Origin of the sequence: Thalassobacillus sp. B23F22_16, assembly GCF_043496955.1 — a bacterium.
GTDB lineage: Bacteria > Bacillota > Bacilli > Bacillales > Halobacillaceae > Thalassobacillus > Thalassobacillus devorans_A.
Window position 1 is genome coordinate 141,759 of record NZ_JBIEKD010000001.1, and the last position, 19,077, is coordinate 160,835.

Below are 19,077 nucleotides of genomic sequence, written 5' to 3' on the forward strand. Positions count from 1 at the left end.
TTTCTCATAGCTTTACTCTCCGATTGCTTCAAGTTCTTCCTGGTATTTCTGATTAGCCAAGTCGTTTATTTGACCGGCATAATTTTCGATATTGATATCTCCTCTGGTACTTGCATCAATCAACGCACCAATCGTTGCATTTCCTTCATCACCTACCGATACCCCTGTCGGCGCTTCCCAGCGTGCCTGTCCATAACCTGGTGTCGTTTTGAACGGCTCTACGACCGCATTTTCAATGTTCTCGTAGGCTTCCTCAAGTCCAGGTACGTCTACTGTTTCAAAATAAACATCCAATACTTCTTCATCGTTTAGCATTGGTACACCATTCAGGCTGACTTCTTCTTCCTGCTCAGCAATTTCCATCCGCTTCATATAACCTTCTTTACCGAATCCCATCCATTTCGCTAACTCATATGCTTCTTCCGGGTGCTCTGTCGCACTGGAAATACCATAGTAATCATGGGTAATTACAGTTCTATCACCCGGAATACCGATAAAGTCCCAATCGAAGTCTGCGTTCTGCTCATAGACGCCGATTGCCCAGCTGCCATCCCATCGGATTCCGATACCACTATTCATCCATACTTCGTTGACATCTTCACCATCAAAACTGGCCTGCTCGTCTTCCGAAAGTGTTGCAAAAGCATATCCGTTTGTATTGATATTGCTTGCCACTTCGATTCCACTGATAAACTCATTGCTATCTAAATGGAAACCATCATTGAATGTATACCAGCCCATGTCCTCGCTTGCAGCAGCAGGGTACCATTCCGGAATTGCATTAGCTTCATTCAAGCCGATGACGCCCTGGTTGACGTTTGTAATATCTCTTACAGCTGATGTGAATTCATCGATGTTCATACCAAGATAAGGAACATCAAGGTTAGCTTCATTGAATAAATCTTTATTTACGTAATAACCAAGGATGTGCTGAGCGGAAGGAATGCCATAAACTGTACCGCTGTATTCGTTTGCTTCCTGTACAGTTTGAGGCAGGTTGCTATAATCTTCATCGGCTTCGACATACTCTGTCACATCCATCATCCAGTCATTGGCAACACCAGTCGGAATGTGAGGAATGGCATACACATCTGGCATCTCACCGCCACTGGCTGCCGAAGCAAGCGATTCATTCCAAGGGTCACTGATCGAATCATCAATTTCTACCTTGATGTTCGGGTGCTCTTCCATGAACGCTTCCAGCATCATACGATCCAGGTTCGCTTCCCCTTCTGAACCGAACGACCAGCTTGCAATAGTAAGTGTTACTTCTTCACCACTGTCACTGCCGCCATCTTCAGATTCTTTTCCTTCTGACTGGGAATCGTCCGAGCATGCCACCAAAAGTGCGAAAATCGCAAATAAAGATACAAGAGTAAACCATTTTTTCATCTTATACACCTCTTCTAATTTTTTGTAAATCAAAGGGCCTAAGTAGCTTCAACAAAATGGATGGTCACTTTCTCTTCCAATGAGGGAAGCAGTTTGACTTTGTACTGATCGTCAGTTTTCTTTTCCACCTCCACTCCCGCAGCTGCCAACGGCTGCCAACGGCTCGATTCAACCACAATTTCTTCCTCGGTCTGTTTCAGTTTCACATCCAGAGATAATGTATCTGTGGATTCGCTAACATCAAAAACTTCTGCGGTGCCATAAATAAGTTGCACATCTTCCGTAAGTGGAATTTGAACGGGAAGCATCAGGCCGCCCTTTGGCGGTACTGTAACCGATGCGCCACCAAATAAGGGCTGATCACCTTTAAAAACAGGAGTTTCCTTCTTGTATTCATCAAAATTATGAAGAAAAACAAAATAGCTATCGTTATCTATTGCTCTTACAGAGACGTCCAGTTCCTGCTCCAAGTTAAAGTTGCTTGTTATGCCTACACGGTCAGCCAGCTGTTGAACAACATCATATTCATAATGGTAATTAAGCTCCAAGCCTACACCGAATACAATCAGCCTTCCTTTTCCTAACCTTTTTTCAAAGGCTGCCACACTTTTTTCCTCATCTTCCGACCAGGCAAATGCACCATCATCCACCTCAAATGTCTCCATGTATGTCGTTTGGACACTGTCAATGTCACCAACAGTGGCAAAACCTGTCTTCCTGCCTCTCAAGCCGACATCAATGTAATCCTTCAACAACGTACAGTGGTTGTTGTTCACATCCTTAGTCGGAATAGACGGGAACAAGACCAGGTTTCCGCCATCTTCCAGATAATCAATCAGCTTCTGCTGTACATCGGCATGCATCCAGTTCATCGAGAACATCCACAATGTCGGTACTTCTTCCACATTGATTCGCTTGCTGTTTTGAATATTGAGACTATCAAAAATGATGTTATTTACCCGCAACCCCCTTGCTACACCGTTGTAGATATTGAGATCCCGCTCCTGTTGAAACGTTTCAATAATCGTGGAAGAAAAAAGATTACTATATTCCGTCATGTAGTAATCCGGATAAAACGCCACACAGGTATCAATGGTTTGTTTCGAATCGAGTAACGGTTTTTCAAATGTTTGAAACATCCTGCCTAAATGTTGGATGGCTTGAAAATGGGGCTTTTTTTCTCCAGAAGCTGACAGCGGCGCCTGCCATTCATGCCTTCTTCCATTCAAACCGATATTTTCATAGTTTTCGCCACCGGTGAACATATAGTAATTAACGCCATTCATCCCATTTGCAAAACATAGACGTGTTGTTAAATCAAAAGTACTCGGCTGAAGTCGCGGCTTGTCCGAAGAACATCCCCCCTGGAATTCAGCAGAAAAGAGAGGCTGATCCGGCGACTGGATCGATTTCGTAAAAGCGTTAGCCAGTACAATATCGACATAATTATCAAACTCAATATTGCCAATGTAATAATCGCCTGCCATCATGGTATTTTCCATTTGGGCCGCTTCCAACAATTGCGCAACACCAATCGGATACATGGTTCCCCTTTTCAGATAATCAATCGTATGAAATCCGTGTATATTGACGATCCACGGAACGTTTATTCCATTTTGCTCCGCCAGTTCTTTCAGGTGCTCGAGGTACATTCGATAATGACTTCGCATAAATAGGTAATACTCATTTTTTAAAAGTTGTGCGGCAGGTTCCTCGGGATGGTTCAGCATGTAGTTGGCAGGTTCATCAACTTTGCAGGCAGTTTCGTAAACTTCCTGGTTCGTAGAATCTTCTGCTTGTTTGTCATGTAAGTATTGTTCGAATTGTTGGATTGTTACTTCATTGTAATCACCCTGATTGGTAACCCAATGGAACATACCGACTTCATTGTCAAGCTGGAACATAATGACCGGGCCACCCGCATCGACCTGATAAGGCTTAATGATGGAACAGACTTCGCTGTACCAGCGCTCCACCTTGTCTAAAAAGGTCGGGTGCATATAACTGACCACCCTGGTCGGATGTGCATTCCCTTCGTCTGTCTGCGCCAGTGCCTCCGGGTAATTTTCAATGAACCATGTTGGCACCCCATGATCCACAATTTCCGCCATTACATAGGGGCCCGGTCGGACAAGACAATACATATCCTCTTCAGAAACCACTTGTAAAAATGACTGAAAATCGCGTTCACCCCTCGTTTCCCCTGTAAGGTCAATGGAGCCCTCTTCATATTCATGGAACATCCACGGCACATAGGTACTGATCATATTGATTCCGGCATCTTTCGCTTCCTGGATTCGGCTGCGCCAATCCTGTTTAGGAATACGGAAATAATGAAGTTCAGCCCCATAAAGCAAGGTTTCCTCCCCATTAATAATGATTTTTTCGCTTTCTACTTTAATCTCTCATCACTCCTTTCAAGCTTGATTCCCTCGGAATAAATTCAATCGTAATATCCTCCTCTGCCACTGCGTGTTTTTTCTCCAGCATATGGAACAACGTTTCTGCAGCAATCCGTCCCCATTGTTTCTTTTGAACACAGACGGTTGATAAAGACGGGTGGAAATAGCGGGCTAAGTCAATATCATCAAAACCGGTAAAAGCGATATCTTCCGGGACTTTCATCCCTTTTTGCTGAACAGCTTTAATCGCCCCCATCGCCATTTCATCATTGGCAGAAACAAACGCTGTCGGATAATCAGCTTCCTTGTCCAGATATTCTTTCATGCAGAGAAGACCGCTGATCTCTGTGAAATCAGCCCTGAGTAAATCTTTCTTATCAAAACTCAAACCTCTAGTGGCAAGGGATTCCTTGAATCCTTCCAAACGACTTTCACCATCAAACGATTCTTCGGAGCCGGCAATAAAACCGATTCGTTGATGCCCTTCTTCTACCAGATGATCGACTACTTGCTTCATGCCAAGTTTGTTCGGAAGTAATACCTGGCTGATGTGAGGATTCTTCAAGTCCCGATCCAGAACAACTAACGGAAACTTTTCACTCGCTAAGCTGTCCAGTAATTCATCGTCGATATGATAGTTCAGGATGATGGCACCATCCACATATTGTTCCAGCAACAGACGGTGCTTATCATCCGAGGCACATACGACCATCTCATATCCATTTTTGATGACCGTATCCTGTATCCCTTCTAGCAATTCGTTAAAAAAGGGGCCTGTGAATCCACTTAAGAAAAAGCCGATGATATGGGTTTTGTTCTTCTTTAAATTTTTGGCATTTCCATTGGGGCGATAGCCTAATTCTTTCGCCGCCGCCAAAACCTTTTCTTTTGTTCCTTCCGTGATCAGCTTACTTCCATTCATCACATAAGAAGTAGTTGCAACACTGACACCAGCTTTTTTCGCTACGTCCTTCAAAGTAGCCAATATATTCCCTCTTCTCCAGCATTCATCTGCAAGTTAACATTTCATTGAAACGTTTCAATGAAAATTATAGCTTGTTAAGAAAGCGATTACAATACAATTCTCAGAAATTTTTTAATGTTTGTTGTAATTTAGTCTTTTAGTGCTATTTATTGGTTTGTTTTACCATTTTATTAAGCATAAACCAACTTATGAAATGCGCGATCTCGAGATATTTCAGGTCCGTTTCCGAATCAGGGGTAAGGGGATTCACTACTTTTTCAGCGGCGCCTTTAATAGGGGATATTTAATATCGACATTAAACTTTAACCGATCCTTTCATAAAAACATGGTAAAATTACATGAAGAGAATTATCATTCATTATCTAGTAAACCCGGGGAGGCTGGTAGATATTTTATCAGGAAAAGAGACGTCTTATCGTACAGTCACGGAGGTTAAAGATTGGGGTGCTGTTATTACAAAGGTGATTATTCATTTAGGTAAAATAATACCCGTTAACTCTATTACCAGGTATACATTCAAGGTACATGTACAAAGGATAGACAAACGGCTAACTACGCCATTGTTGGGAGAAGGCTACCGTCCCCTAACGAAAGCTTACGTCTGTAACGAAGCAGGATTCCCCGCTGAAAACAAGGATAAGTACATATGCCTGGAAATGAAAATCGGACCCACTGAAAAATTGGGGCCTGTGCTACATTTCGATGGGGGAGCTAATCATAGGATCGATTTTCACTATACGATCACTCAAGTGGAAGATATCAAACTGGATACGGAAACAATTTCTGAATTGATAGTTGACACATTTGCAGGGGACATTAAAAAAGGTGTGGAAGACTTTTCGACCGGGAAATTTACATATCATGATATTACGTTGAACTATGCTGATTATGTGCCGAGGAAAAGCGAACAGAAAAAACCATTGATCATCTGGCTTCATGGCGGCGGGGAAGGCGGCACCGATCCGACACTTCCCCTGTCTGCAAATAAAGCTGTCAGCTTTATCACAAATGATATTCAATCATATTTTGAGGGGGCATATATATTGGTTCCCCAGGCTCCGACAAGATGGATGGACGGTTTTACCGGAAAAGCTGATGGGACTTCCATCTATCAGGAAGCATTAATGGCTTTAATTAAAACCTATATCTCAAAGCACCCTGCTATCGATGTCACTAGAATATACGTAGGAGGAGCATCGAACGGCGGATATATGACTTTGCTCATGACCCGGGATTATCCAGGGTATTTTGCAGGCGCATTTCCGGTATGTGAAGGTTTGGATGACTCTCTCATCACCGATACAGATCTTAAAAACATGATAACTACGCCAACCTGGTTTGTTCATGCTAGTCAGGACCCTGTTTTGCCGCCCCAATGTTACACACTTTTAACGTATAACCGGATGGTTGAAGCTGGCGCAGACAATGTCCATTTATCCCTATACGAGCATGTTCATGATAAGTCTGGACTATACAAACACAGCGATGGATCACCCTTTCAATATCATCCTCACTGTATATGGATTTACCTGTTCAACAATGATCCTTCGATGGAAGTTAATGGAAAAACAATGACGATTATGGAATGGCTGGCTGACCAATCGTTAAATGGGTAGCATGGCTATTCCTCAGGCTGTCTAACCTTGGTCATTCTCACCCAGTCTTATTTTAAACAACAAAACAAATTCATGAGCATTCAGCATCTCCTCTAACTCTTCTTCATCAGTTAAATCATACATGCTCATTTCGTTACCCGTCGAGCCAGTATAAGCACCTAAAATATACTCTTTTCCTTTTTCCAGGCTCAATTCTTCTCCCCTGACAGCACCCTGCCAGCCTCTTATACTTAAATCCGTCCAATTAGTTCCTTGTAAATTACTGGACTTCAGTGTGCCATCCGGGCTGTAGAGCAACAGAGAAGGCTCTTCCTGGTTGTGCTCGATGAGTCCCATTCCCAGGACGCCCTTTTGCTCTCCCCCTTCCTCCCAGTCAAGAGATAAGGAAGTAGTGTTTTCCTGTTTTACCCCATTTTCATAAAGTTCAACGAAAATTTCACCTGTCAAACTTTCATCCTTAAGTCGATGATACGTGTATTCATTTAATTCACCTAACGATAATTCATCGAATGTTTTTTCATAATCAGAATCCGGGTTCTTTTGTATCGTCACGTCGCCGCTTTCCGCCTTTGCACACCCCGCAGCAAGCATCATTACGGTGATCGCCCCCAATAAGTAATAGATTTTTTTCAATGTTGCCCCTCCTTTGTACAAGTTACCTATCTCAAAATTTTAACATGTTATTTCCAATTATGGGTAGAACTTCCCATAAAAAAGCAGACCCCCTATGAATAGAGAGCCTGCTTAAGGTTATTTTCTTTTAATACCAATGGTTCTGCCTGCCTGTTTTGGCTTCGCGAGCCCGCTATCTTTCTCAAATAAGTGAGCAATAACAGCTTCAATATTTCCCGGGAAACGTGCGCCTCTTCCCTCGTTTACATCAATCCCCATCAGCATTTCCTCTAATGTAGCAACCAGTTCACCATCGGCATTATACATGGATAAGAACAGATGGATTCGCTTCTGGTCATAATCAAGCACCTGGGAAGTGATTTCGAATGCTTGTCCCTCTTTCATCTCCTGCAAGTAGCAAACATGGGTTTCCAGTGTGAAAATCGTGTAATCAAACTCACTGCGCGCTGCGGCATCTAAACCGATATGATCGATAAAAGCATCGGTCGCCTGGCTGAACGCCCGGTTGTATTCCGCATCGTTCATATGACCGTTATAATCCACCCACGCCGCCGGGACGGTTTGTTGAAAATTAAAATCCATGACGCTATCCTCCTTATACGCGTGTTTTCTCTGTTTCTTTCGCCCAGTATTCCTGCACAAGATCATATAACTTGACCAAAAACTCATTCCGGTGCGCATCCAGTTCGCTCATGGACATGCCGTTGGACTGCTCTTCACATCCGGATACCACTTTATCATACAAATCATCGGTCAGCTCCGGTGCCTCCAGTTTCGTCCATGGTTTTTTCAATGCTGGGCCGAACTGCTTCAGCATGTGGCGCATGCCACCTTCACCACCGGCCAAATGGAAGGTCAAGAACGGACCATATTGGGCATAGCGCATACCGGCGCCATGAGTGAACGCTTTGTCCACCTCTTCAGTTGTTGCGATTCCCTCATTAACAATATGAAGTGATTCGCGCCAGATCGCTTCTATCAAACGATCCGCGATATGACCTTCAATTTCATGCCGGACTAATAGCACTCGCATCTGGATCGCTTCATAAAAAGCTTTCGCCTTATCTGTATTCTCCGTTGTCGTCTGTTTTCCTGGTACCACTTCCACCAATGGCAAAATATAAACCGGGTGGAATGGATGCGCCACGACAAAGCGCTCCGGATGCTGCAGGTTGGCCTGCAGTTCGGATGGCATAATACCAGATGTACTGGAACCGATTATCGCATCCGGCTTCGCATGTCGATCGATGTTCTGCAGGACGGTCTGCTTCAGTTTTTCTACTTCCGGCACATTCTCCTGAATGATATCGGCGTCTTTCACTGCTTCTGCCAGATCTTTTTCAAACGTGAGACGATCTTTCGAAGCACCTTCTGCTAAACCTAGCTGCTCGGCATACGGCCACGATTGTTCCACCGCTCTGCGGATGCGTTCTTCTGCGCCTTCTGCGGGGTCGGTCGCCACGACATCATAACCGTTTGCTAACATCCGGACGATCCAGCCTGTACCAATAACTCCTGTTCCGACTACTGCTGTTTTTTGTACGCTCATGTTTATTTACCTCCGTTCGGGTTACGCAGATTCAGCAATTCTCTAGCTTCTTGTGGTGTCATCGGCTTTAAATCCAGGCCATTCAGCATCGTGACGGCTTTATCAACAAGCTGTTCGTTTTTCGCCACAACACCTTTGGACAGATAAATATTATCTTCAAGTCCGACACGTACGTTACCGCCAAGAAGGGCAGATTGAGAAGCCATCGGCATCTGCATACGTCCGATTCCGAAAGCGGACCAGTGCGCATTGTCAGGAATGCGATTTTTCATATAGGACATCGTTTCGACATCAGCCGCTGCTCCCCAGGGAATTCCAAGACAAAACTGATACATCGGATCACCATCGATCAGTCCTTCTTCCACTAACTGGTTGGCAAAGCGAACATGGCCGGTATCAAAGCATTCCAGTTCCGGCTTTACACCACTATTCTGGATAAGCTTCGCCTGTTCACGGAGCCAATCTGTCGGGCTCATATAAATCATGTCACCGAAGTTCGTGCTTCCGCAATCCAACGTACACATCTCCGGAAGCAGCTCGCCAACCGGTTCATGACGCTCAGCCGGTGTCTGAATGTCCGTTCCATCACCACCCGCTGCCGGCGTATTCAGGCTCGGGATGAAGTCGCCGCCTCCACCAGAGGTGATATTTATGATCACATCGGTTTCTGATTCACGGATACGGTCGACAATCTCACGATAATGCTCAACATTGTGGCTAATCCCGCCAGTCTCCGGATCACGGGCATGTACGTGGGCAACCGTAGCCCCCGCTTTCGCCGATTCAATCGCTGATTCGGCAATTTCCTTTGGTGTTACAGGTACATGCGGGTTTTTCTTTATTGTATCTCCTGCTCCTGTTACGGCAGAAGTAAGGATTACTTTATGCTTCATGACAATTCCTCCTTCAATAGGTGAACGTTGTTTTTTGATCACGACAAAACTATACCATCCGGACTGTTAACTTTCAAACCTTTTTTAAAAAATAAATATAAAACATCTATACAGTACCAGCCTCCACATTCAGCAGGCAAAATCAAGCATAAAAGTAACTGAACTCGTCGCATTTTCAATATGATACGTCTATCTGCTATTTACTACGCTATCCGGACTTTGAAAGAAAACCGTCTGGATTGTACAGTTTAATACGTCAAGAAAATGAAACAACTTCAACACATAGAGGAGGATTTCTTTTGAGAAAAGAACTCATGGATTGGAAAACGTTTGGAGGGGCGCTGGCTTTATTACTGCTTGTATCCCTGCCCCTCATCGTATTTCCGACACAAGGTAAAGAAGTGGTATTAGCCGTTAATGAGATAATGACCCAACGATTGGGTTTCCTATTTTTAGGTGTGGGACTTGCCCTGCTTCTTTTTTTAATATTCATTGGAACTAGCAGGTACGGGGATATCAAGCTCGGAGACAAACACACGAAGCCCGAATTTAAAACAAGCTCCTGGGCTGCGATGTTATTTACGAGTGGGATTGGCACCGGTATTCTGTACTGGGGTGTCATCGAGTGGGCCTACTATTACGAGGGCCCGCCATTCGGTCTGGAACCAGGATCACAAGAAGCGATTCAATGGGCTTCCACTTATGGATTTTTCCATTGGGGACCGATCGCGTGGGCCATGTTCGCAATCCCGGCCCTGCCAATCGGCTATATGTTCTTTGTTAAAAAGACGAAAGTTTTCAAAATCAGCGAAGCCTGTCGCCCGGTTCTTGGAAAATATACAGACGGCCCGATCGGACGACTCGTGGACATCCTGTTCATGTTCGGCCTGCTCGGTGGTGGCGGTACCGGACTAGCGTTATCCGCCCCAATCATTTCTGCCGGACTGAACCATCTGGTCGGCATGCCGGACACGATGACAACCAAGTCCATCATTTTAATGTTCTGTACGCTGATTTTTGGTCTAAGTGCCTACTCGGGCCTGCAAAGAGGTATTCGCAGATTGAGTGACATCAACCTTTGGCTCGCTTTCATTTTACTCCTATTCGTATTTGCAGTCGGACCGACGACTTTCATCACGGAGTCAACCGGAACGGCACTCGGAAGAATGATGGACAACTTCTTCCTGATGAGCACGTGGTCCGAACCATTCAATGACCTTGCCATGTTCGAACGGACCGGGTTCCCGGAAGGCTGGACCGTCTTCTACTGGGCATGGTGGATTGTCTACGCACCGTTTGTCGGACTGTTCATCGCCCGTATTTCCAAAGGGAGAACCATCCGCCAGGTCGTGTTCGGAACCGTGTTGTTCGGTAGTCTTGGTACCGTGTTGTTCTTCGGAATTCTAGGAAACTATTCCATGTATTTGGAGCTGACCGGTCAATATCCAGTCATTGAAACATTGAACCAGCAAGGCGCACCGGCAGCCATCATCGGTACGCTGACAGAATTGCCACTGGCGACTCTCGCGATTATCGTATTCGTCCTGCTTGCGACGATTTTCTTATCAACGACGTACGATTCCGGATCTTATGTGATCGCTTCCGTCGTACAAAAACATGTTGAAGGGGAACCAATTCGCTGGAACCGTCTGTTCTGGGCACTTGCCCTTTCCATCCTGCCGATGATTTTCATGAACATGGGCGGACTGACGACATTGCAGACGATCAGTATCATTGGTGGTTTCCCATTGCTGTTCATCCTGCCGATGTTAGGCTGGTCGTTTATCAAAATGGTAAATGAAGACAGAGAGAAAGCAGAGGCAGCAGAAAGAGAAGTATCGTGAATAACGAAAAGTCACCGGCTCACGAAGAGCCGGTGACTTTTTTAATGTCATCATTTCACTGTCTATTCATAGGTCTGTTCGAGCAGACGTTCAAGCACACGTTCCCTTAATTTCGGCGGCAACGGTCCGAGACCAAAAATTTCTGATAGCCACAAACCATCGACGGCCAGACGCATAATCGTTGCGTCCACCTGGTCGATTCCATCATGTTCAATATGATTCTGCCAGTCGGCATACGTATCCTGCAGGGGTTTGAGCAGTTTCGGATTAATCCCTTGAGCAGCGAGCATTCCGGCGCTGATCGTCCGATTTTCCTTACTTTTATCATGCATGACATTAATAAAAGATCTGGCCCATTTTCCGGTTTCTCCATCGTCTTTCTCTACCAATTCTTCGACGTTTTCCCGGTAGATATCATTCATATATTGCACAAGCCCATTAACGAGCGCTTCCTTGGTTGAAAAATGATACAAAAGCCCGCCTTTACTGACTTCCGCCCGTTTCGCAACGGCGTCCAGTGTCAGCGCGTCACTGCCCTGTTCCGTTACAATAAGTGCAGCCGCTTCTAATAATTTCTGGCGCTTCGATTCTCTTGGCATGATCATTCCCTCATTTACAAGTCCATTTTTCACTAATGTTATCACAATTTAATAGGAATCTGAACTCAGTCGATATTTTTTACCAAATACCCGCAAACGGTTGTCCCTTTCCGACATTATTGGTAGGATTATCTTTATTCGTCCAAAAAGCACTATACACCAGGAAAGGAACATCTAGATGAAACAGAAAACACCATTCTCTACCTATGCCGTTATCGGCACCATGCTCTTTGGCCTGTTTTTCGGAGCAGGGAATCTAATTTTCCCGATCCAGCTGGGCCAGCTCGCAGGTACTTCTTTTTGGCCTGCCCTAATCGGATTCCTTGTAACAGCTATCGGACTTCCATTAATGGGAATTCTCGCAATCGCTTTGTCCGGCAGCAACGGACTGCAGGATTTAGCAGGCCGGGTACACCCTGTATTCGGAATCGCATTCGCACTCATTCTTTACTTAACAATCGGGCCGTTTTTTGCCATTCCGAGAACAGCAACTGTCCCGTTCGTCGTCGGTTTTGAACCTTTTATCGAACCAGGGCAAAGCAGTTTGTGGCTAGCCGTTTTCAGTTTCCTGTTTTTTGCTATTGTCTATTATTTTTCCCTGAATGCGGCCAAGGTCATGGACATCGTCGGTAAATATTTGACCCCGGCTTTTTTATTGTTCTTATCCATGTTAATCATCACCGCCATTGTTAAACCGATGGGCAGCTTTGGTGAACCTACCGGTGACTACAGCGAATTGCCCTTTATGACCGGCTTTAAAGAAGGGTACAACACGATGGACGCACTCGGTGGGCTGGCGTTAGGAATCGTCGTCATCCATGCGATCAAAAACCTCGGCATCACCGACAAAAAGGCGATTGCCCAGGCAACATGGAAATCCGGCCTGTTCGCCATGGGACTGATGATGCTCATTTATGGACTGATCACCTACATGGGTGCCTCCAGCGTATCGATTGTTGGAACCCTGGAAAATGGCGGACTCACTTTCGCCGCCGTATCCCAGCATTATTTCGGAACTTTCGGTGCCATCCTGCTGGCGATCATTATCGTGCTCGCCTGTTTAAAAACGAGCATCGGACTGATTATTGCCTGCAGCGAATTTTTCCATTCCATTTATCCGAAAATCAGCTACAAAACATTCGTCCTGATTCTATCGCTGGTATCGTTCATGGTCGCGAACTTCGGCCTGACGAATATCATTCTATTCGCTGTGCCAGTGTTAATGTTCTTATATCCACTGGCGATCGTCCTGATTTTATTAGGACTAAGCTCGAATTTTTTCCAGCACAAGCGGGGTGTCTACGCCGGCGCGATGATCCTGACGTTTTTCGTGAGTACCATCGATGGTTATAATGCACTGGCAGAAACGATCCCTGGCGCTTCCCATTCTCTGCTGGAATCGATCAGTAATTCGTACGCAGCCTACCTGCCCCTCTACGTTATTGGACTTGGCTGGATGCTGCCAGCTCTTATCGGAGCAGTTATCGGTTACTTTTGGAAAAACAACAGCGAAACACCAGCCGTGCTGGACAGAAAAGCTGAAAACCTATCATCATAACGAAGAAAAGACCAATCCTCGGGTTGGTCTTTTTATATAGGAGTCGGCCAGCACCTTTGTGGACAGAATTCCAGTCTTCTTGCCTAAAGTTGTCCTCATAAATACCTCTTCCGGACACGAGAAGAGCTTTTTCACTTAATCCTGTCCTCATAACGCTCTTTACTGGACACAATCTAAGCTTCTTCACATAATCCTGTCCGCATAACACCATTTTCTGGACAAGATCCAAGCGTTTTCACATAATCCTGTCCTCATAATGACTGTTAGCTATGTTTTTTCTCTACCCAACAGTCTTTATCCTTCTTATAAAGACCGGCCCAGCTGGACATCCGCTACCCAGCGGTCCTAACCCCCTCTATGATGACCGCCAGACCCGCATCCCTGCTGCTTAGTGGTCTTTATAACCTGTATAAGAACCGCCCGCTCGAAAGCTCACCCTGCTAATAGTCATCACCAATAGCCGGTCCCCTACTTATCATTCAAACCTTTTCCAGCCAAAATATGCGATGTATATTTTTCAACCCTTGCCGTGCGCGTCTCCGACTTTTTAGCATTGGAAAAATAAAGGATGTAAGCTCGTTGCCGTCCCGGTGTCAACCCTTCAAAAGCAGTTTTCACCGTAGGATTTTCCTCGAATTTCTGCTGAAGCTCTTCAGGAGTTTCTATCCTCTTGTCAGTTTTCACTTCCAAACCTGCCTTCTCCACTTCCATCGCTTCCAGTATATAGTCTTTCAAAACAGCTTCCAATTTAATGATTTCCTCGACATTGGTAAAACGAATCTGGCGCCCCGCCTGGACATTCTCCGTCTGTTGGATTAGTATCCCATGCTTGTCCTTTAACAAGGCCCCTTTGAAAAACAGAAACGCACAGTACTCCTTAAAACCATGAATTAACACGATATTTTTGCCCTCTAGCGTATAGCAGGGATTCCTCCACTTCACTTCTTCCGTCAGCCCACAATCAAGAGCGATTTCCCTCATCTGCTCGAATTCTTCTCGCCACTTTTCTGTATGACGAAGTAATTCATCAACCTTCGGATTCATTTTTACACCACCTCACTTTCCAGAACTTTCATCTTTACTTGAATATACATCAATCGTGAATAATTTGCCACGTACTCATAATAGTTTTAAAATCCATTCCACTTAAAATATCATCCCGCAGTTTTGTCCAAATTAAAAAAACTCTCCGCTTTCGAAGAGTCTCTGATTTATTAATCCACTGTTTTCAATCCAAAGTCGGAGGTAAGCAGGAGATTACCGGTCGAGAAGGATTCTCCTCTGTTTCTGTCAGTAAAAAAGTAATCCATTCTATTCTCCGGATCAGATAAGGAATACGTGTATGTTTCAATTTCCTTAACATCCGCAAGATCATTCGTTTCCAATCCAATTTCGGAACCGTAGCCTGACTCGCCCAAATCCCCCATGATAATACTCGGACCTTCTGAATCGGCGGCAATTTTTTTGACTTCATTCATCTGCTGTGTCTGACTTTCTGCGTACATTGTTTGTTGTGTGTTGAAAAGGCGGACCTGTATGCCGTTGACATTAATAATTGCTTCAATCAGATCACCCTTCATGGTACTGTTCCCCGTTTGTGGAGCGGTGTGATTGACGGCATCGATAATTGGATGCTTGCTTAAAATTGCTGTATCGTTCCGACCGCTGCCAATATCACCCGTTGCTGTCTGGGAAACAAGCTGTTCTGAACTGATATAGGACATACCCAGCCGCTCCGCAAGCATTTTGGTCTGGCGCTGGAAATCAGAAGGATCAGAGGATTCCAGCTTCCTGAAACGGATGACGTCTGCACCTGCTTCCTCTATATCTTCCGCCATCCGCTCAACATCCCTGACCCCTTCTTTTTCTGCATTAGATAATTCATAACTCATCATCTTGACATCGACCGGCGCAGGTTCAGGTACACTTTTCTCTTCCTCATGTGGTTCGCTTTTGAAATCAGGAAAATAGATAAAAAACAGGACAGTGAGCAATACAAGCAACAGCTTTTTCATCATGCCACCCCTTTTATCATTGATGTCACTTTCAATATACACAATAAAGGTAAACGACATATTTAGGAATCATTATTCTTTTGTAAATTTTATCTAGATTGTGCCGCCCAACTCTCTTTAATTCTTAAATTTTAAAAAATCCGTATTCAAAATTTACACTTTAACATGAATTGTAACAATTTCTTTATACCCTCTTTAATTTCATAAATTACGCTGGTGGTGTACATCATGAAAGGAGGATTCTGCATGAATTCCAATAATGACCATCAACAAAACCAAAACAGCTCCTATGACAAATCCCGGCGAACATTTCTCAAGTACTTTTTAGCAGGCTCAGCGGTACTCGCCCTCGAAACCTCAGGAATTGGACGCTTGACATCGATGGTGACCAAAACAGAAGCGGCATCAAAAGTAACGCCTTATGCACCATCACAGACACCTGGGAAAGGTTTTCCGCAAACCATTGCTTCCGGTGACCCGACGCCGTCTGGAATGATGCTCTGGACAAGGGTAGATTCTTCACTTGAAACGGGCTTCTCCAATCAGGAAATAGACAGCGATGTTGTCTACTGGATGGAAGAACACAGCTCATCAAATGATGCTTCTCTTGTCGATGCCATTGAGCAGGGTAAGTTCGTTATGTTCGAAGTTAGTGAAAATGAGGACTTCTCTTCAACTGAAATTACTGGTTTCACCCCTATTTGGAAAGATCATGATAATGTGGTACGTGTCGACCTCGGTGGTACATTGCAGTCCAATCATACTTATTACTACCGCTTTATCACGAAAAGCGGTCTTGTCAGTAAAACCGGAAGATTCAGGACTCTGCCTGTAGCAGACAGCGATATTGCTTCAGCTAAAATCGGTTATGTTTCCTGTCAGGACTACACGAATGGTTACTTTAATGCCTTGGGTCACATGGCCGATGAAGAAATGAACTTCTTCCTTCATGTCGGTGATTACATCTATGAGTCAGTTGGAGATGCCATGTATCAAGGCGGTTTAGAAGACAGGCAGGTCAGCCTTCCAAGCGGGAAAGCAAAAGCCTTCACATTGGAAGATTATCGAATGTTATATAAAACTTACCGTACCGACAAGGATTTGCAGAAGCTTCACGAAAGACATGGCATGGTAGCTACCTGGGATGATCATGAATTTGCCAACGATACTTACCACCCGGCAGTCGCACCCGATGACAGTCTGGAATCAGATCCAGAGCGTAGACTGTTTGCCAATCAGGTCTGGTTTGAGTATATGCCGGCTCGTGTACCGTATGATGGTTCCAAGTCATTCGAAGAATCTATTAAAATCTACCGTTCGATCACCCTTGGCAAACTGGCATCCATTTATATGACGGACGAGAGGCTGTATCGAAGCTCCCACCCATGCGGTGAAGGGGAATTAGATCGCTATGTCACCGACGGCTGCCCGAATAGGAATGCCCCTGTCCGCACGATGCTTGGAACTACACAGAAAGACTGGTTTTTAAACGAATTGAAACAATCGGAAAGCACATGGAATCTATGGGGAAATGAAGTACAGAATACACAACTGAAGTTTCTGAATAAGTTCATGAACCTTGATGCCTGGGATGGATTCGCTTATGAACGGAATGCTATTGCCGAGACCGTGATCAAGGAAGGGATTCAAAACTTTATCGCATTGACTGGAGACTTCCATACGTACGAAGCCTCCTACTTGCAATCAGAGTACAGCGATTCCGGTGAAAAATATGGCGTAGAATTAATGGTCGGATCAGTCACGTCAAGCAATCTTCGGGAAACGCTACGTAACAGCCTGAATGATGTCCCTGACCCATCAAGCCCAATAGCCCCCGGAGCAACAGAGGAAATGATCCGATTGCTTAGAGGAAAGCTTGGAGACGCCAGTACGATAACCGCAGAATTACTATTCAAAGAACTGCAAAACATTGTAAAAGCAGAAAACCCATGGATTCAGCTTTTTGACAGCACCACACACGGTTACGCTGTATTGGAACTATCGAAAACCAAAGCAAAATGGACCGCCTATTCCGTTGATAATATTGAAAAACCTTCTGCCTCAAAAGAGTTGTTATGGCAATGTGAAATACCAAACGGCGAAGTGTCGATCAATGTAACGGAAGATAACAGTACGGTCAATGCGACATCTTCTTCTCCCTACAATTGAAAAAATCCTACTGTACACAAGCAGCACATAAAATAAACGTTTACGTAGATGGCTACGTAAACGTTTATTTTAATGGGTTCCCCACCTTAATCCTTTGCTCTCACACTATCTTAATAGCTGTGCCTCAAGACGATCCAGGTTCTGCTCGTTAGCCTCAGGAACGAATCTACTCACCTTTTTACATTCAGCAGCTGATTCGAACAGCATGTGCCAGGTAAGCAACGTCTTGTCTTCCTGTTCGGTGAAGGTAATCGTCAATAAAAACTCGTGATTTGGTTCAAGATGACGGAGTACAATTCGCTCTGGCTTTTCTACCTCAAGAAAAACACTTTTATTCTCGTATTCTTTTCCATTTGGTCCATGCATGGTGAAACGCCATACACCATTGACGCTCATATCAAATTCATGAAACGTATTTGTAAATCCCTTCGGCCCCCACCATTGCGCCAGGTGCTCCGGATTACTGAATGCTTTGTACATCTGTTCTTTATTTGCATGGAAGAGACGTGTCGTGACTATTTCACGTTCTGAATTAGATTCGGCAGATATCTGTGAAGAATCCTTTGACATTGTTTCTAGTTGTGCTAAGTTCTTACGCTTTCCCATCTATCATTACTCCTTTCACTCTTTTATTCAATGAATGATTCATGATATACCCTTCTTATTGAGCTTCTGTCAAATCCGATTTTTTAGATTGTATCACGTAGGACTGAAAAATATTTCTTCTCGATTGCTCAAAACTCTTTTAATAAAAAAGCTATAAAAAAGGCACAATCCCTGGTTGGAGTTGCGCCTTGGCTATGATGACTTATTGAAAGGAGTCATATGCAATCTATATTCCTATAGTGTGGGAGCCATTTTTATAAAAAAACTATATGTATTCTATCAACATACTAGCAGTTATTCAGTCTAGAAATAGCCAGGCGATAAGAAATATCGTCGCACCGATAAACTCTATTCCTATCCGCTTCATCGACTCCTTACGTAACAAATAATAGCCAGCCCGGACGTAGAATGTGAGGGAAGCTGCAAGTAAAATACCAACCCCGGAATGAATAGGCTCGAAGAGTACGAGCAAGAAGAATAAACCGTCGAACCAAGTAAAATCAGGCGTTTTTGCGTAAGGATCATCTAGTATCGGGTGCTTTTCGCTATTATCTGTCATTCTCCCATCCCCCTGCTTCAGATAGTTTGGCTTTCCAACACAGGTCATTAAGTTCCGTGATGGTAGTTATCTCCTACGGGCATCTCTTGCTCCTTTAACTTTTTTATCCTAACCATCTCACCCACATTAGAGCCTATCCAGCCCCCGATAAATGGGATAGCATCGAGAGGGAAGTCTACCCTTACAATAGCAAGATCCACGACCAATACAAACAGGGTCATACCAATGCTTAATAGAAAGTTCCTATTCAATCCAGC

The 19,077-nt window shown here is 44.4% G+C and carries 16 protein-coding genes; 4 read left to right on the forward strand and 12 right to left on the reverse strand.

Annotated features, from left to right (window positions below):
• Positions 1–12: 12 nt before the first annotated feature.
• The 3 genes from ACGTNI_RS00745 to ACGTNI_RS00755 are packed head-to-tail and all read right to left on the reverse strand — an operon-like array spanning position 13 to position 4,779.
• Positions 13–1,392, reverse strand: a complete 1,380-nt coding sequence (locus ACGTNI_RS00745; RefSeq protein WP_394459182.1) for an ABC transporter substrate-binding protein — start codon at positions 1,390–1,392, stop codon at positions 13–15.
• Positions 1,393–1,430: 38 nt separating this feature from the next.
• Positions 1,431–3,794 (reverse strand): beta-galactosidase, encoded by a 2,364-nt coding sequence (locus ACGTNI_RS00750; protein ID WP_394459828.1) that lies wholly within the window; start codon positions 3,792–3,794, stop codon positions 1,431–1,433.
• Positions 3,790–4,779 (reverse strand): LacI family DNA-binding transcriptional regulator, encoded by a 990-nt coding sequence (locus ACGTNI_RS00755; protein ID WP_394459184.1) that lies wholly within the window; start codon positions 4,777–4,779, stop codon positions 3,790–3,792. Before ACGTNI_RS00755 ends, ACGTNI_RS00750 begins: the two co-directional genes overlap by 5 nt.
• Before the next feature lie 338 nt (positions 4,780–5,117).
• On the opposite strand from ACGTNI_RS00755, the gene ACGTNI_RS00760 reads away from it, so the two are divergent.
• Complete coding sequence (locus ACGTNI_RS00760; RefSeq protein WP_394459186.1) at positions 5,118–6,395, forward strand: prolyl oligopeptidase family serine peptidase; 1,278 nt, start codon at positions 5,118–5,120, stop codon at positions 6,393–6,395.
• A gap of 21 nt (positions 6,396–6,416) precedes the next feature.
• On the opposite strand, the gene ACGTNI_RS00765 is transcribed toward ACGTNI_RS00760, so the two are convergent.
• From ACGTNI_RS00765 to ACGTNI_RS00780, 4 genes are all read right to left on the reverse strand, one after another.
• A complete protein-coding gene (locus ACGTNI_RS00765) occupies positions 6,417–7,028 on the reverse strand; it encodes a hypothetical protein (protein WP_394459188.1) in 612 nt (203 codons plus the stop codon).
• A 117-nt stretch (positions 7,029–7,145) separates the two neighbouring features.
• Positions 7,146–7,610 (reverse strand): thioesterase family protein, encoded by a 465-nt coding sequence (locus ACGTNI_RS00770; RefSeq protein WP_394459190.1) that lies wholly within the window; start codon positions 7,608–7,610, stop codon positions 7,146–7,148.
• Positions 7,611–7,623: 13 nt separating this feature from the next.
• Positions 7,624–8,577, reverse strand: coding sequence for a 3-hydroxyacyl-CoA dehydrogenase NAD-binding domain-containing protein (locus tag ACGTNI_RS00775; protein WP_394459192.1), 954 nt, complete (start codon positions 8,575–8,577; stop codon positions 7,624–7,626).
• 2 nt (positions 8,578–8,579) lie between these two features.
• Positions 8,580–9,470 (reverse strand): beta-keto acid cleavage family enzyme, encoded by an 891-nt coding sequence (locus ACGTNI_RS00780; RefSeq protein WP_394459195.1) that lies wholly within the window; start codon positions 9,468–9,470, stop codon positions 8,580–8,582.
• Between the two features lie 299 nt (positions 9,471–9,769).
• Between ACGTNI_RS00780 and ACGTNI_RS00785 the strand changes: the two genes are divergently transcribed.
• Positions 9,770–11,314 carry a BCCT family transporter gene (locus ACGTNI_RS00785; RefSeq protein ID WP_394459197.1) on the forward strand — a complete coding sequence of 515 codons (1,545 nt, stop codon included), beginning with the start codon at positions 9,770–9,772 and terminating at the stop codon, positions 11,312–11,314.
• A gap of 62 nt (positions 11,315–11,376) precedes the next feature.
• Here ACGTNI_RS00785 and ACGTNI_RS00790 read toward each other — a convergent pair whose 3' ends face one another.
• A complete protein-coding gene (locus ACGTNI_RS00790) occupies positions 11,377–11,913 on the reverse strand; it encodes a TetR/AcrR family transcriptional regulator (protein ID WP_085507376.1) in 537 nt (178 codons plus the stop codon).
• A 178-nt stretch (positions 11,914–12,091) separates the two neighbouring features.
• Between ACGTNI_RS00790 and brnQ the strand changes: the two genes are divergently transcribed.
• Entirely contained in the window at positions 12,092–13,471 is a 1,380-nt protein-coding gene (gene brnQ / locus ACGTNI_RS00795) for a branched-chain amino acid transport system II carrier protein (protein ID WP_394459199.1), read from the forward strand.
• A gap of 468 nt (positions 13,472–13,939) precedes the next feature.
• Here brnQ and ACGTNI_RS00800 read toward each other — a convergent pair whose 3' ends face one another.
• The gene (locus tag ACGTNI_RS00800; RefSeq protein ID WP_394459201.1) at positions 13,940–14,515 is read right to left on the reverse strand and encodes a YdeI/OmpD-associated family protein; all 576 of its coding nucleotides are present in this window, start codon (positions 14,513–14,515) and stop codon (positions 13,940–13,942) included.
• 170 nt (positions 14,516–14,685) lie between these two features.
• Positions 14,686–15,486, reverse strand: coding sequence for an endonuclease/exonuclease/phosphatase family protein (locus tag ACGTNI_RS00805; protein ID WP_394459203.1), 801 nt, complete (start codon positions 15,484–15,486; stop codon positions 14,686–14,688).
• 246 nt (positions 15,487–15,732) lie between these two features.
• On the opposite strand from ACGTNI_RS00805, the gene ACGTNI_RS00810 reads away from it, so the two are divergent.
• Positions 15,733–17,655: an alkaline phosphatase D family protein gene (locus tag ACGTNI_RS00810; RefSeq protein ID WP_394459205.1), complete on the forward strand. Its 1,923-nt coding sequence runs from the start codon at positions 15,733–15,735 to the stop codon at positions 17,653–17,655.
• Between the two features lie 105 nt (positions 17,656–17,760).
• Here ACGTNI_RS00810 and ACGTNI_RS00815 read toward each other — a convergent pair whose 3' ends face one another.
• Entirely contained in the window at positions 17,761–18,261 is a 501-nt protein-coding gene (locus ACGTNI_RS00815) for an SRPBCC family protein (RefSeq protein ID WP_394459206.1), read from the reverse strand.
• Positions 18,262–18,559: 298 nt separating this feature from the next.
• Positions 18,560–18,820 carry a hypothetical protein gene (locus tag ACGTNI_RS00820; RefSeq protein WP_394459208.1) on the reverse strand — a complete coding sequence of 87 codons (261 nt, stop codon included), beginning with the start codon at positions 18,818–18,820 and terminating at the stop codon, positions 18,560–18,562.
• Positions 18,821–19,077 lie beyond the last annotated feature (257 nt).

Coding starts and splice junctions, on each gene's coding strand:
- ACGTNI_RS00775 (WP_394459192.1), bottom strand. CDS start 8,577: ATGAGCGTACAAAAAACAGCAGTAGTCGGAACAGGAGTTATTGGTACA.
- ACGTNI_RS00745 (WP_394459182.1), bottom strand. CDS start 1,392: ATGAAAAAATGGTTTACTCTTGTATCTTTATTTGCGATTTTCGCACTT.
- ACGTNI_RS00810 (WP_394459205.1), top strand. CDS start 15,733: ATGAATTCCAATAATGACCATCAACAAAACCAAAACAGCTCCTATGAC.
- ACGTNI_RS00790 (WP_085507376.1), bottom strand. CDS start 11,913: ATGCCAAGAGAATCGAAGCGCCAGAAATTATTAGAAGCGGCTGCACTT.
- ACGTNI_RS00760 (WP_394459186.1), top strand. CDS start 5,118: ATGAAGAGAATTATCATTCATTATCTAGTAAACCCGGGGAGGCTGGTA.
- ACGTNI_RS00770 (WP_394459190.1), bottom strand. CDS start 7,610: ATGGATTTTAATTTTCAACAAACCGTCCCGGCGGCGTGGGTGGATTAT.
- ACGTNI_RS00780 (WP_394459195.1), bottom strand. CDS start 9,470: ATGAAGCATAAAGTAATCCTTACTTCTGCCGTAACAGGAGCAGGAGAT.
- ACGTNI_RS00820 (WP_394459208.1), bottom strand. CDS start 18,820: ATGACAGATAATAGCGAAAAGCACCCGATACTAGATGATCCTTACGCA.
- ACGTNI_RS00815 (WP_394459206.1), bottom strand. CDS start 18,261: ATGGGAAAGCGTAAGAACTTAGCACAACTAGAAACAATGTCAAAGGAT.
- brnQ (WP_394459199.1), top strand. CDS start 12,092: ATGAAACAGAAAACACCATTCTCTACCTATGCCGTTATCGGCACCATG.
- ACGTNI_RS00800 (WP_394459201.1), bottom strand. CDS start 14,515: ATGAATCCGAAGGTTGATGAATTACTTCGTCATACAGAAAAGTGGCGA.
- ACGTNI_RS00805 (WP_394459203.1), bottom strand. CDS start 15,486: ATGAAAAAGCTGTTGCTTGTATTGCTCACTGTCCTGTTTTTTATCTAT.